Annotated in this window: 15 protein-coding genes; 12 read left to right on the top strand and 3 right to left on the bottom strand. The window is 59.3% G+C overall.

Going from position 1 to position 12,835, the window contains the following annotated elements; translation table 11 throughout:
• Nucleotides 1–150 precede the first annotated feature (150 nt).
• From ASC90_RS20775 to ASC90_RS29475, 4 genes are all read left to right on the top strand, one after another.
• On the top strand, nucleotides 151–387 hold the full coding sequence (locus ASC90_RS20775; RefSeq protein ID WP_056544563.1) for a helix-turn-helix domain-containing protein: 237 nt from the start codon (nucleotides 151–153) through the stop codon (nucleotides 385–387).
• A gap of 252 nt (nucleotides 388–639) precedes the next feature.
• Complete coding sequence (locus ASC90_RS20770; protein ID WP_056544560.1) at nucleotides 640–1,104, top strand: hypothetical protein; 465 nt, start codon at nucleotides 640–642, stop codon at nucleotides 1,102–1,104.
• Between the two features lie 48 nt (nucleotides 1,105–1,152).
• Complete coding sequence (locus ASC90_RS20765; RefSeq protein WP_056544557.1) at nucleotides 1,153–1,590, top strand: DUF4174 domain-containing protein; 438 nt, start codon at nucleotides 1,153–1,155, stop codon at nucleotides 1,588–1,590.
• Between the two features lie 33 nt (nucleotides 1,591–1,623).
• Nucleotides 1,624–1,785: a hypothetical protein gene (locus tag ASC90_RS29475; RefSeq protein ID WP_200950928.1), complete on the top strand. Its 162-nt coding sequence runs from the start codon at nucleotides 1,624–1,626 to the stop codon at nucleotides 1,783–1,785.
• A gap of 2 nt (nucleotides 1,786–1,787) precedes the next feature.
• On the opposite strand, the gene ASC90_RS20760 is transcribed toward ASC90_RS29475, so the two are convergent.
• Nucleotides 1,788–2,669: a LysR family transcriptional regulator gene (locus ASC90_RS20760; RefSeq protein WP_056544555.1), complete on the bottom strand. Its 882-nt coding sequence runs from the start codon at nucleotides 2,667–2,669 to the stop codon at nucleotides 1,788–1,790.
• On the bottom strand, nucleotides 2,666–2,980 hold the full coding sequence (locus ASC90_RS20755) for a putative quinol monooxygenase (protein WP_056544551.1): 315 nt from the start codon (nucleotides 2,978–2,980) through the stop codon (nucleotides 2,666–2,668). Before ASC90_RS20755 ends, ASC90_RS20760 begins: the two co-directional genes overlap by 4 nt.
• A gap of 155 nt (nucleotides 2,981–3,135) precedes the next feature.
• On the opposite strand from ASC90_RS20755, the gene ASC90_RS20750 reads away from it, so the two are divergent.
• From ASC90_RS20750 to ASC90_RS20715, 8 genes are all read left to right on the top strand, one after another.
• Nucleotides 3,136–4,632 (top strand): CoA-acylating methylmalonate-semialdehyde dehydrogenase, encoded by a 1,497-nt coding sequence (locus ASC90_RS20750; protein WP_056544548.1) that lies wholly within the window; start codon nucleotides 3,136–3,138, stop codon nucleotides 4,630–4,632.
• A 174-nt stretch (nucleotides 4,633–4,806) separates the two neighbouring features.
• Nucleotides 4,807–5,292 (top strand): iron-responsive transcriptional regulator RirA, encoded by a 486-nt coding sequence (gene rirA / locus ASC90_RS20745; RefSeq protein WP_056544546.1) that lies wholly within the window; start codon nucleotides 4,807–4,809, stop codon nucleotides 5,290–5,292.
• A gap of 336 nt (nucleotides 5,293–5,628) precedes the next feature.
• Nucleotides 5,629–7,224: an ABC transporter substrate-binding protein gene (locus ASC90_RS20740; protein WP_056544543.1), complete on the top strand. Its 1,596-nt coding sequence runs from the start codon at nucleotides 5,629–5,631 to the stop codon at nucleotides 7,222–7,224.
• Between the two features lie 90 nt (nucleotides 7,225–7,314).
• Nucleotides 7,315–8,319: an ABC transporter permease subunit gene (locus ASC90_RS20735; RefSeq protein ID WP_056544540.1), complete on the top strand. Its 1,005-nt coding sequence runs from the start codon at nucleotides 7,315–7,317 to the stop codon at nucleotides 8,317–8,319.
• A gap of 9 nt (nucleotides 8,320–8,328) precedes the next feature.
• The gene (locus ASC90_RS20730) at nucleotides 8,329–9,216 is read left to right on the top strand and encodes an ABC transporter permease subunit (RefSeq protein ID WP_056544537.1); all 888 of its coding nucleotides are present in this window, start codon (nucleotides 8,329–8,331) and stop codon (nucleotides 9,214–9,216) included.
• A 1-nt stretch (nucleotide 9,217) separates the two neighbouring features.
• Nucleotides 9,218–10,072, top strand: coding sequence for an ABC transporter ATP-binding protein (locus ASC90_RS20725; protein ID WP_082520002.1), 855 nt, complete (start codon nucleotides 9,218–9,220; stop codon nucleotides 10,070–10,072).
• Entirely contained in the window at nucleotides 10,069–10,911 is an 843-nt protein-coding gene (locus ASC90_RS20720) for a dipeptide ABC transporter ATP-binding protein (RefSeq protein WP_056544534.1), read from the top strand. Before ASC90_RS20725 ends, ASC90_RS20720 begins: the two co-directional genes overlap by 4 nt.
• A gap of 44 nt (nucleotides 10,912–10,955) precedes the next feature.
• On the top strand, nucleotides 10,956–11,489 hold the full coding sequence (locus ASC90_RS20715) for a gluconokinase (protein ID WP_056544529.1): 534 nt from the start codon (nucleotides 10,956–10,958) through the stop codon (nucleotides 11,487–11,489).
• Here the strand turns inward: ASC90_RS20715 and ASC90_RS20710 are convergent.
• A complete protein-coding gene (locus tag ASC90_RS20710; protein ID WP_056544526.1) occupies nucleotides 11,486–12,706 on the bottom strand; it encodes a YeeE/YedE family protein in 1,221 nt (406 codons plus the stop codon). The two genes, ASC90_RS20715 and ASC90_RS20710, sit on opposite strands and share 4 nt — an antisense overlap.
• Nucleotides 12,707–12,835: the final 129 nt, after the last annotated feature.

The following is a 12,835-nucleotide window of genomic DNA, read 5'->3' as shown; positions in this document are numbered from 1 at the left end:
CCGGTTATTTTCTAGCCGACTCCGGGGAATAGCCTATCTGGTGGGCATTCTGGCGATCACGAATTAATCATACCGCATTGCAAAATGTGATCCGGAGTGCCATTTTCCGGCGCGGGGGCTAATTCAGAGTGATTTCAGAAGGAGACTTAAATGTCCATTTCGCTCAACAATCTGGATGAATCCAAGGCAACGGCAATCGATGTGGCTGCTGCTGTGAAGGTGGCGCGCGAAGCTGTCGGGTATAGCGTCGACGATCTCGCGGTCACCTGTGGTTTGATCGCCGGTGAAATCCAGGAAATTGAGAGCGGTGAGGGTGCCGATCCAGCCAAGCTTAAGCGGATTGCTGCCGCATTGCAGGTACCGCTCTCTTCATTCGTTCCAATGTGATTGCGAATTTCAAGGCCGGGCAGGCATGTGCCCGCCCGGCCCTGCCGGCTTCCTCTCAGGGGCTTTGGGCATTCTCCCGACACTCTTTAAATCCTCTTTAACCATGCTGGAGAAACCGGGTCCATGACCCGTGGGCGAGGGTAGTTTTACCGTCGGCGGTAGTATGGTGCGTTAGCAACTTTGAGGCGAATGTCCGTCCGGAAGAAGCCGGCGCCAGGAGCGCGCGGCGGAATTGCCGTATCGGGAGCACACATGGGCCGCGTTCATCGCCTCGGCACAAATCGGATTGACGCCATCGCACTTGCGCAGCGGAGTGCGCTGGCGATGTTTTCCATTGCGGCGACCGTGTTGCCGATACTCAACATCAACTTCATGGGTGCATCCGACGATGTCGTCCTCAGGGACATCTATCTGCTCGGCGCCGCCGCTTATCTTTTGCCGATGGCGTATCTTTCCGGTCTTGCAACCGTCTTTCTTGGCGGCATGCGGTCGCACCGCCGCTTCATCGACCTTGCCGGGTTGATCATTGCTTCGGTGGCCGTTTGTCGAACAGCCTATGTCCTGGTTTCCACTCGGATGCCGCAAACGGCGATCGCCTCGCAGGTCCCGTCCAACCTTGATCAGTCCACAACAGTGTCACTTTGCTTTGGGGTTATCTCTATTTTGCTGCTCGTGGTCGGGGGGTGTTGGCAACTCCGGAAATCGTGGCGGGGTTAGGGAACCCGATTCCTTCCTGGGGCGTTGAACGTCGTAGGAGAAACTCGAATGTCAAAAACACTTCTGTATGGTGCGACAAAGGTTGATGAGACGAACAGCGCTTACTCCGCCCTTGTCAGTCTGGAGCAATTCCAGTGGAGGAACCGGGTGCTGATCGTGTTTGCCGACCGGGGCAATGCCCGTGCCGCGCGACAGGAAAATCAACTGCTGGCCGATCGGGATGCGCTTCAGGAGCGCGATATCGTCCTCCTGAAAATCATGGGTGATGAGGTCGGAGTTCTGTTTGGGAGCGGTCAGGATCTCGATGGGGGTTCGATTGCACGAGATCTGGGTTGCCCGGAGGCCGGAGAGTTTGCGGCGTTCCTTGTTGGAAAGGATGGTACCGTGAAGCTGAAAGTCAGCGAACCGATCAACAGCGGCGAACTCTTTGCTATCATCGACAGCATGCCGGTTCGCGCGGCCGAAGCATTGTCGCCCGACAGATAGGGTCTGTGATACACGCAAGACGGAGTACGCGAGATGTCCGTTCCAAACGAACCTGTTCCCGATCAGCCGCCGATGCCAGGTCCGGGCTGGACGCCGGAACCCCCGATCAAGGAACCTGATCCCGACGTCGCGCCGGACGAACTTCCAAATCCCAACCCCGACGAAAACGATGCGCCGGCCAAGCATGTCGGCTGACATCACAGAAAAATCTGTCGCTCGCAACTGACCAGTTCCTGCAGGAAATCGGCGACGGTGCGCACGCGAACGAGATCGCGGGCGCTTTCGTGATAGGTTGTCCAGTAGGCGCGCCGGATCGAAACCTCGGGAAGAATCCGCACCAGTTCATCGTGCTGGCGTGCAATGTAGTCGTGCAGGATGCCGACGCCCGCTCCCGAACGGACTGCCTCTGTCTGGCCGATCGCCGTGGATATCTCGAAAGAGGCGTTCCAGCTGCGCATCACTTCACCGGAAAAATTGAGGGAAGCGGTAAAGATGAGGTCCTCCACGTAGCCGATGCGCGGATGCCCCTTCAAGGTTTCGATGTCGATGGGCATGCCTGCTGACGCAAGATAATGGCGTGACCCATAGAGGCCGAGCGTGTAGTCGGTGAGCTTCGATGAGACGAGCCGTCCCTGTTCCGGCCTTTCGAGCGTGATGGCGATATCGGCCTCGCGCTGCGAGAGGGAAAAGGATCGCGGAACGGGAACGAGCTGGATTTTCAGTTCCGGATGGCGTTCGATCAGCCTGCCCATGCGCGGCGCAAGGAATGAAACGCCGAAGCCGTCTGGCGCCCCAATGCGAACGGTCCCGGCAATGGCCGTATCGGTCCGGCCGAGATTGGCCTGTGCGGCAAGCATTTCTGTTTCCATTCGCTCGGCCGAGGCGAGGAAGACCTCGCCCTGCGCCGTCAGCTCGCAACCATTGGTGCGGCGGACGAAGAGACGGGTTTTCAGCGCCTCTTCCAGGGAAGTGAGCCGTCGCGAGAGCGTGGCATGGTTGACCCCCAGCCTTTTCGACGCGCCGAGGATCTGCCCCGTGCGGGCGATGGCAAGGAAAACGCGGACATCGTCCCAATTCATGGCTTGCCGCGCATGATGACGGGATCGACATCGACCAGCACAAGCGATGTCACCATCCCGGAGGTCTCGTTTTTGTATTTCAGAAAATGCGGCGTCTGCAGATGAGTGACGTAGGCATCCTGATCCGCGTAGACCTCGATGATGCGGATCTTGTGCGGGCTCTCCTTGATGGAGACCGCGTTAAGGGAAAGAACGCCATCCTCAAGCGCAACCGAAGCTTCGATCTCCTCTGCCAGCAAGGCAAGATAGCGCTGGAGCTGGTCGGGATCGATTTCGAGCTCCGCCATCCTGACGACACGTTGACTGCTCATGAAGTAACCTCTCAATGCCTGCGGCATCTGGGCCGGAAGCGTCGGTTGACGCGCAGAGCTTCAAATTACGCACAACTGTTGCTTACATCAGCTCATTGATCTGTGCAAATTGAAGTGCGATTGTGAATTACACACAAACAGGAGGAGGCAAATCCATGCCAGAGATCGGTCATTTCATTGGCGGCAAGCATGTCGCGGGCACCAGCGGTCGCTCAAGCAACGTCTTCAACCCGGCAACGGGTGAGGTTCAGGCCACCGTGGCACTCGCCAGCGCCAGCGAGCTTCATGCCGCCGTTGAAAATGCCAAGGCCGCGCAGCCGAAGTGGGCAGCGACCAACCCGCAGCGCCGTGCCCGCGTTTTCTTCAAGTTCGTCGAACTCCTGCACAAGCATATGGATGAGCTTGCCGAATTGCTCTCAAGGGAGCATGGCAAGACGGTCGAGGACTCGAAGGGAGACATCGTTCGTGGCCTGGAAGTCTGCGAATTTGTTTGCGGCATCCCGCACCTGCAGAAGGGCGAGTTCACCGAAGGCGCTGGCCCGGCGATCGATATGTATTCGATGCGCCAGGCTGTCGGCATCGGCGCCGGCATCACCCCCTTCAATTTCCCCGCGATGATCCCGATGTGGATGTTCGCCCCGGCGATCGCCTGCGGCAATGCATTCATCCTGAAGCCCTCCGAGCGAGACCCTTCGGTTCCGATGCGGCTTGCCGAACTGATGATCGAAGCTGGCCTGCCTGCCGGCATTCTCAACGTCGTCAATGGCGACAAGGCTGCGGTTGACGCCATCCTGACGGATCCCGACATCAGCGCCGTGACGTTCGTCGGTTCGACGCCGATCGCTCGCTATGTTTACGGCACGGCCGCCATGAACGGAAAGCGCGCGCAGTGCTTCGGTGGCGCCAAGAACCACATGATCATTATGCCGGATGCCGACATGGATCAGGCCGTCAACGCCTTGATGGGCGCGGGCTATGGCTCTGCTGGCGAACGCTGCATGGCGATCTCGGTTGCCGTTCCTGTCGGCGAAGACACGGCAAACCGCCTCGTCGAGAAGCTGACGCCAAAGATCGAGTCGCTGCGCATCGGCCCATATACCGATGACAAGGCGGACATGGGTCCGCTTGTCACCAAGGACGCCTACAACCGCGTCAACGGCCTTATCGATCGCGGTGTCGAGCAGGGCGCCAAGCTGGTCGTGGACGGTCGCGGCTTCAAGCTGCAGGGTTACGAGGACGGTTACTTCGTTGGCGGCACGCTGTTCGACCATGTCACGCCTGAGATGGATATCTACAAGACCGAGATCTTTGGGCCGGTCCTTTCAGTCGTGCGCGCCAACAACTACGAGGAAGCACTCGACCTTCCGATGAAGCACGAATACGGCAACGGCGTTGCGATCTACACGCGCGACGGCGACGCCGCCCGCGACTTTGCGTCTCGCATCAACATCGGGATGATCGGCATCAATGTACCGATCCCTGTTCCGCTCGCCTACCACTCGTTCGGCGGCTGGAAAGCCTCGAGCTTTGGTGATCTGAACCAGCACGGAACGGACTCGATTAAGTTCTGGACCAAGACTAAGACCATCACCGCCCGCTGGCCGTCCGGTATCAAGGCTGGTGCGGAATTCGTCATGCCGACGATGAAGTAAGGGCGGAAAGCAACCCAATAGATGAAGCGGGCTCTTGATCGGAGCCCGCTTTTCGTTTCACATGCGCGGCGACGGGCCGCACAAACGTGATTGCGATTTTCATATTTTGGAATTGTTCAAAACTAGCAAAGCCACTATATAGCGACTTGGACGAGAACGAATCTGGAGACCGGCATGCGTTTGACGAAACAGACCAACTATGCGGTTCGCATGTTGATGTACTGCGCTGCCAACGACGGACATCTGAGCCGAATCCCTGAAATTGCCAGGGCATATGGCGTTTCAGAACTTTTCCTTTTCAAGATTCTGCAGCCTTTGAACAAGGCCGGGCTTGTTGAAACCGTTCGCGGCCGCAACGGCGGCGTTCGCCTCGGCAGACCTGCAAAGGACATCAGCCTGTTCGATATCGTGCGGGTAACTGAAGACAGTTTCGCCATGGCCGAGTGTTTCGAAGATGACGGCATGGTGGAATGCCCGCTGGTTGACAGCTGCGGTTTGAACTCGGCGCTTCGCAAGGCCCTGAACGCCTTCTTCGAAGTCCTCGCGCAGTACTCGATCGACGATCTGGTAAAGGCGCGCCCGCAGATCAACTTCCTGCTCGGCCTGACTGGTGAGCAGCCATACCGCAGGCAGGTGCCCGCTGCTGTCCCCGCCGCCTGACCATTGCCGCCAGTTCCATACGACCGCGGGCACCCAGAGCGTGTCTGCGGTTGTTTTGTTCTTCCCTTGCCGATGAAAATTCACGGGAAAATTGCGCCGCTGCGCCGTCAGCGACGCCAAATTATGCCAAATGCGACTAAAAACGGGTTTATCCAGTCCTAATATTTCCAAATAAGGCCTATTTTTGGCATAAAATTACTAAAGTTGTCCGGCTGGAAAAATTTTCCACTGGAGTCGTTGATTTCAGCAGACAAATATCGTTCCATCTGCCGTCGATCCGGATGCCTATCCGGGATCTCAAAAACGTAAAAAAGAACAAACCTGGGAAACGAAATCATGAAAAAGATCTCTGTCCTCTTGGCAGCGACCGTTCTGGCTTCTGCCATGGCGTCGGCGGCTTGGTCGAAAACGCTCGTGTATTGCTCAGAAGGATCGCCGGAAGGCTTCGATCCGGGCATCTACACGGCAGGCACCACCTTCGATGCGTCCTCGCGTACGGTCTACAGCCGTCTCGTCGAGTTCCAGCATGGCAAGACGGAAATCGAGCCGGGCCTTGCCGAAAGCTGGACCGTTTCGGATGACGGCACGCAGTACACTTTCAAGCTCCGTCCGGGTGTCAAGTTCCAGACGACCGAGTTCTTCACGCCGAGCCGCGATCTCAACGCCGATGACATCGTCTTCTCGTTCGAGCGCCAGCTGAAGGCTGACAGCCCGTGGGCCAAGTATGTTGCAGGTGTTTCTTACGAATACGCTGCCGGCATGGGCTTCCCGGAACTCATCAAGTCCGTCGAGAAGGTCGATGACCTGACTGTCAAGTTCACCCTGAACCGCCCGGAAGCACCGTTCCTCGCCGACCTGGCAATGGACTTCGCTTCGGTTCTGTCGAAGGAATATGCAGACAAGCTGCAGGCCGACGGCAAGATGGAACAGATGAACCAGATGCCGCTCGGCACCGGCCCGTTCACCTTCGTAGCCTACCAGCCGGATGCCGTCATCCGCTACAAGGCCAACGAAAGCTACTTCAAGGGCAAGGAAAAGATCGACGATCTCGTTTTCGCGATCACGCCGGACGCATCGGTCCGCACCCAGAAGCTCAAGGCCGGCGAATGCCACATCATGCCTTATCCGAACGCAGCCGACGTCAAGGACCTCAAGGCCGACTCGAACCTGAAGGTTCTGGAACAGCCGGGCCTGAACGTTGCCTACCTCGCCTACAACACGCTGCAGGCGCCGTTCGACAAGCCTGAAGTGCGCAAGGCGCTGAACATGGCGATCAACAAGCAGGCGATCGTCGATGCCGTCTTCCAGGGCGCTGGCCAGGTTGCCAAGAACCCGATCCCGCCGACGATGTGGTCCTACGACAACTCCATCAAGGACGACCCGTACAGCCCGGATGAAGCAAAGAAGATGCTTGAAGCGGCTGGCGTCAAGGATCTCAGCATGAAGATCTGGGCGATGCCGGTTTCGCGTCCGTACATGCTGAATGCACGTCGCGCCGCTGAACTGATGCAGGCTGACCTCGCCAAGGTCGGCGTCAAGGTCGACATCGTCACGCACGAATGGGCCGAATACCTGAAGCTGTCCAAGGACAAGAACCGTGACGGCGCCGCCATCCTTGGCTGGACAGGTGACAACGGCGATCCGGACAACTTCCTCGACACCCTTCTTGGCTGCGAAGCTGTTGGCGGCAACAACCGCGCACAGTGGTGCAACAAGGAATTCGACGCCTTGGTGAAGAAGGCGAAGACCACAGCCGACGTCGCAGAGCGCACCAAGCTCTACGAACAGGCGCAGGTCGTCTTCAAGAAGGAAGCTCCGTGGGCGACGATCGACCACTCTACGGAATTCGTTCCGATGAGCGCCAAGGTTTCCGGCTACGTGCAGGACCCGGTCGGTGTTCACCGCTTCGACGGCGTTGATATCGCCGAATAACCAAAACTATGCAAAGATGTCCGGCAAGACCGGGCGTGGCCGGCGGTCAGGTTTGATACCTGACCGCCGGACTAATATGGATACTAGCCAATGTTGCGATTTTTCATCGGACGCCTCGCTGTCCTGATCCCGACTTTCGTCGGCGTTTCTCTCATCGCCTTCGCGTTCATTCGCTTGCTGCCGGGTGACCCTGTCATGCTGATGTCGGGCGAGCGCGTCATGGCGCCGGAGCGCCATGCGGAGATCATGCACGATCTCGGTCTCGACCGCCCGATCTACGTGCAATACTTCGATTACCTCGGCAACGTGCTGCAGGGTGATCTTGGCTCGTCGATCGTGACCAAGCGTCCCGTGTTGCAGGAATTCCGCTCGTTGTTCCCGGCGACGCTGGAGCTGTCGATCTGCGCCATCCTGTTTGCCATCATTCTCGGCATCCCGGCGGGCATCTTCGCGGCCGTCAAGCGGGGAACATGGTTCGACCAGGGCGTCATGGGTGTCGCCCTTGTCGGCTATTCGATGCCGATCTTCTGGTGGGGCCTGCTCCTCATCGTCTTGTTCTCGAATACACTGCACTGGACGCCGGTCTCCGGACGTATCTCGCTGATGTATTTCTTCAAGCCGGTCACCGGCTTCATGCTGATCGACAGCCTGCTGTCGGGTCAGCCGGGCGCTTTCAAGTCCGCCTTCGTATCGCTGATCCTTCCGACGATCGTGCTGGGCACAATCCCGCTCGCCGTCATCGCGCGCCAGACGCGTTCGGCCATGCTTGAGGTTCTCGGCGAAGACTATGTTCGCACGGCCCGCTCCAAGGGCCTCGCGCCTTTGCGCGTCGTCGGCGTCCATGCGCTGCGCAATGCGATGATCCCGGTCGTCACCTCAATCGGTCTGCAAGTCGGCGTGCTGCTCGGCGGTGCGATCCTGACGGAGACGATCTTCTCCTGGCCGGGTATCGGCAAGTGGATGGTCGATGCCGTCTTCAAGCGCGACTACACCGTCGTGCAGGGCGGTCTGCTTCTGATCGCCGCCATCATCATGCTCGTCAATCTGATCGTCGATCTCATGTACGGTCTCATCAACCCACGCATCAGGCACTAGGAGCGACTTATGAGTGTAGCAACCACCAAGTCGACCCAGCCGTCCGCGCTCGCTGAGTTCTGGTACTATTTTTCACGCAACAAGGGTGCCGTGATCGGATTCGGTGTCTTTCTTGTCGTGCTGGTGATGGCGATCTTCGCGCCATGGATTGCGCCGCACGACCCGAACGTACCGTCGGGCATGCAACGTCTGCCGCCAGTATGGGCCGAAGGCGGCAACAGCTCGTTCCTGCTCGGCACCGATGCTGTCGGTCGCGACATGCTTTCGCGCCTGATCTACGGCACGCGCTTCTCGCTGTTCATCGGTCTCGTCGTTGCCTCGCTGTCGGCTGTTGCCGGCGTGCTGCTCGGCCTGATCGCCGGCTACTTCCGTGGCCGCACCGATACGATCATCATGCGCTTCATGGATATCATCCTGGCCTTCCCATCGCTGCTGCTGGCTCTCGTGCTGGTCGCGGTACTCGGACCCGGCCTGCTGAACGCCATGATCGCGATCTCGATCGTCAACCAGCCGCATTTCGTACGTCTGACGCGCGCCGCCGTGATGAGCGAGCGTGAGAAGGAATATGTCGTGGCTTCCCGTGTGGCCGGGGCAGGCACGTTTCGTATCATGTTCAAGACGATATTGCCGAATTGTCTGGCACCGTTGATCGTCCAGGCGACGCTTGCGTTCTCGGCTGCCATCCTCGATGCCGCAGCGCTCGGCTTCCTCGGCATGGGCGCCCAGCCCCCGACTGCCGAGTGGGGCACGATGCTGGCCGATGCGCGTGAATTCTTCCAGAGCTCGCCGTCGCTCGTCACTTTCCCGGGTCTCTGCATCCTGATTACCGTTCTCGCCATCAACCTGATGGGCGACGGTCTGCGCGATGCGCTTGATCCCAAGCTTAAGAGGTCCTGAGATGGCACTTCTAGAAATTGAAAATCTCGTCGTCGAGTTCCAGACCTCAACGGGTCCGTTTCGCGCCGTTGACGGCGTCTCACTCAAGGTCCATGCGGGCGAAGTTCTAGCGATCGTTGGCGAATCTGGATCCGGCAAGTCGGTCTCGATGCTCGCGGCAATGGGGCTCCTGCCGTGGACGGCAAAGGTGACTGCGGACAAGATGGTCTTTGACGGCCGCAATTTGCTCGGCATGTCGGCCAGCGAACGGCGCGACATCATCGGCAAGGACATGTCGATGATCTTCCAGGAGCCGATAGCCAGCCTCAACCCCTGCTTTACGGTCGGGTTCCAGATCGAAGAGGTTCTGAGAATCCATCTCGGCATGAACAAGGCGGAGCGCCGCAAGCGCGCCATCGAACTGTTCGAGGCCGTCGGCATTCCCAACCCCGCCGAGCGTCTCGGCCACTTCCCGCACCAGATGTCGGGTGGCCAGTGCCAGCGCGTGATGATCGCCATCGCCATTGCCTGCAATCCGAAGCTGCTGATCGCCGACGAGCCGACGACGGCGCTCGACGTCACGATCCAGAAGCAGATCCTCGATCTCTTGATGCGTCTGCAGATCGAGCATGGCATGGGCCTGATCATGATCACTCACAATATGGGTGTCGTGGCCGAGACCGCCGATCGCGTCATCGTCCAGTATAAGGGTCGCAAGATGGAGGAGGCCGACGTGCTGTCCCTCTTCGAATCCCCCAAGAGCGACTACACCCGTGCACTGCTGGCCGCTCTGCCCGACAATGCCACCGGCGACCGCCTGCCGACTATCGGCGAAATCTTCAACCAGGATAAGACGGTGGAAGGAGCGGCCCAATGACGCCAGTCCTCGAAGGCAAGAATATCGTCCGCAACTACTATCTGCCGGGCGGCCTCTTCAAGAAAGAGAAGACCGTGCACGCCGTCAAGGGCGTCAATTTCAAGGTGGAGCAGGGCAAGACGCTGGCAATCGTCGGCGAAAGCGGCTGCGGCAAGTCCACACTCGCACGCATCATCACAATGATCGACCCCGCCAGCGACGGCGAGTTGTTCATCGATGGCAACAAGGTCGATATTGCCGCCGGCGATCTGACGCCTGATATGCGCCGCAAGGTGCAGATCGTCTTCCAGAACCCCTACGGTTCGCTGAACCCGCGCAAAAAGATCGGCGACATCCTGATGGAACCGCTGATCATCAACACCGATACGCCGGCTGCTGAGCGGCGTTCATTGGCGATGGCGATGCTGAAGAAGGTCGGCTTGCAGGAAGTCCACTTCAACCGCTATCCGCATATGTTTTCCGGCGGCCAGCGTCAGCGCATCGCGATTGCTCGTGCCTTGATGCTCAATCCGCGGCTCCTGGTTCTCGATGAGCCGGTGTCCGCACTTGACCTGTCGGTGCAGGCGCAGGTGCTTAATCTGCTCGCTGACCTGCAGGACGAACTGAACCTCACCTACGTCTTCATCAGCCACGATCTCTCGGTCGTCCGCTATATGGCCGACGATGTCATGGTCATGTACTACGGCGAGGCTGTGGAATACGGTACGCGCGATCAGGTTTTCAGTGACCCGCAGCACAGCTACACGAAGACTTTGTTTGCTGCCACGCCGCGCGCCGATGTCGAAACCATCAGGGCGCGCATTGCTCGCAAGAACGCAGCCCTGTCGGCGGCTTCCTAAGGCGCGGTTCTCTAGCGCTGCCGAAGTGATGAGCGAGAAAAGCAATGCCAGAAATTGACACGCACCCCCATGCCATCGTCGTCATGGGGGTCAGCGGCTGCGGCAAATCCTCCGTGGGCGCGGCGATAGCGAAAGCGCTCGCTGTCGAGTTTGTCGAAGGCGATGCGCTGCATCCGGCTTCCAACGTCGAGAAGATGTCGAAGGGTATCCCGCTCGCCGACGAGGACCGGATGCCGTGGCTCGATCTGATCGGTGAAGCGATGAAAGCGGTGCTGGATCGCAACGAGGGGATCGTCGTATCCTGCTCAGCGCTGAAGCGAAGCTACCGCGACAGGTTGCGGCATGCAGTCGGTGGCGAGCTCTACTTCGTCTATCTTCACGGCTCGAAGGAACTACTCACCAGGCGGATGGGCGAGCGCAAGGGGCATTTCATGCCGCTATCGCTGCTCGAAAGCCAGTTGGCGACGCTCGAAATTCCGACCGGCGAACCGGGCGTTGCGACCGTTGATATCGACGATACGGTCGAAGGGATCGCGAAGGCGGCGCTCCGCGATCTGTCCTTGCTGGGTGTTGCCTAACCGTCGGTCCTCAGAAGAATTTTTCTCTCGAAGAAGAAGTACGGGCGCAGCCGGACACCGATGATGTTGCCCGCGAATGCTGCCGCTGCCCAGAGATAGCCGTGCAAGCTGCCCGAGGAAATGCCGGAGAAGTAGGCGCCGATATTGCAGCCATAGGCGATGCGCGCGCCGTAGCCGAGCAGCAGTCCGCCGATGATCGCAGCGAGCACCGACCGCAACGGAATGTCCCAGCTCGGCGCGAAGCGACCGGCGAGCGATGACGCCAACATCGCACCGGCAATGATGCCGAAATCCATGACGGAGGTGATGTCCGCAAACACGCTATCGGCAAGCGCCTTGGCGTTCGCTGGTGTCTGCCAGTAGGCCCAGGCGGTTGGATCGATGCCGATCAGCTGGGCACCCTTGGCGCCCCAGAGTGCGAAAGCCGAGGTAATGCCCCAAGGGCGGCCTGCGATCGACAACGTGGCGAAGTTGAGCAGGGCAAGTGCCACGGCGCCGAGAACGAGGGGCCAGGGGCCGCGCAGGAAACGCTCGAAGCCATGACGCGGGGACGGCGCCTCATTTTCGAGCGAGCCGTGCCAGCGCTTCTCGACCAGTACGGTGATGCCAGCGATGGCCGCAAAGATGACCAGCGACACGGCAATGCCGCCGGCGGCACCGAAGGTCGTCACCAGCGAAGTCGGCGGCAGGGATGGCAGGCTCGTCCACCAGTCGAAGTTCACCGTTCCCAGCACTGATCCGACAATGAAGAAGAACAGCGTGATCAGCATGCGCGCATTGCCGCCACCGGCGGTGAAGAGCGTGCCCGAGGCGCATCCGCCGCCGAGCTGCATGCCGATACCGAACATGAACGCGCCGACGAGTACGCCGATGCCGGCCGGCGAAACGGAACCCTTTACTTCATGGCCGAAAAGCGTGCCGCTAGCCAGGAATGGGAAGAACAGCACAACGGCAAGTGCCAGCAGGATCATCTGCACTCGCAGGCCGCGCCCGCGTTCGTCCATGATGAAGACGCGCCATGCGGATGTGAAGCCGAAGGCCGCATGATAGAGCGCAATACCGAGTGCACCGCCGACAAGGAACAAGGCACCCTGCGCTGGCCCATAAGCGTAGCCAAGCAGCAGTGTGCCGATGACGAGCACCAGAAGCGCGCCGATGCCCGGAGTGCCAAGCGAAGGCTGCCCGGTGTCGATAGTAGGGGAGGATGAGACAGACATGCGAAATTTCCTCAAGTTTTCCATGTCTTATAATGAGCGCGGCGGGTTTTTGGAGGAATCAAATTGCGCGATCCGCGGCACCTGCGGATTGTTCTCCTCAATATGGGATGCAGGTGGCAAACGGCGCCG

Source organism: Rhizobium sp. Root1220 (genome assembly GCF_001426265.1).
In the GTDB taxonomy this organism is placed as follows: Bacteria; Pseudomonadota; Alphaproteobacteria; order Rhizobiales; family Rhizobiaceae; genus Rhizobium.
This window is presented reverse-complemented; position numbering and strand designations above follow the sequence as displayed.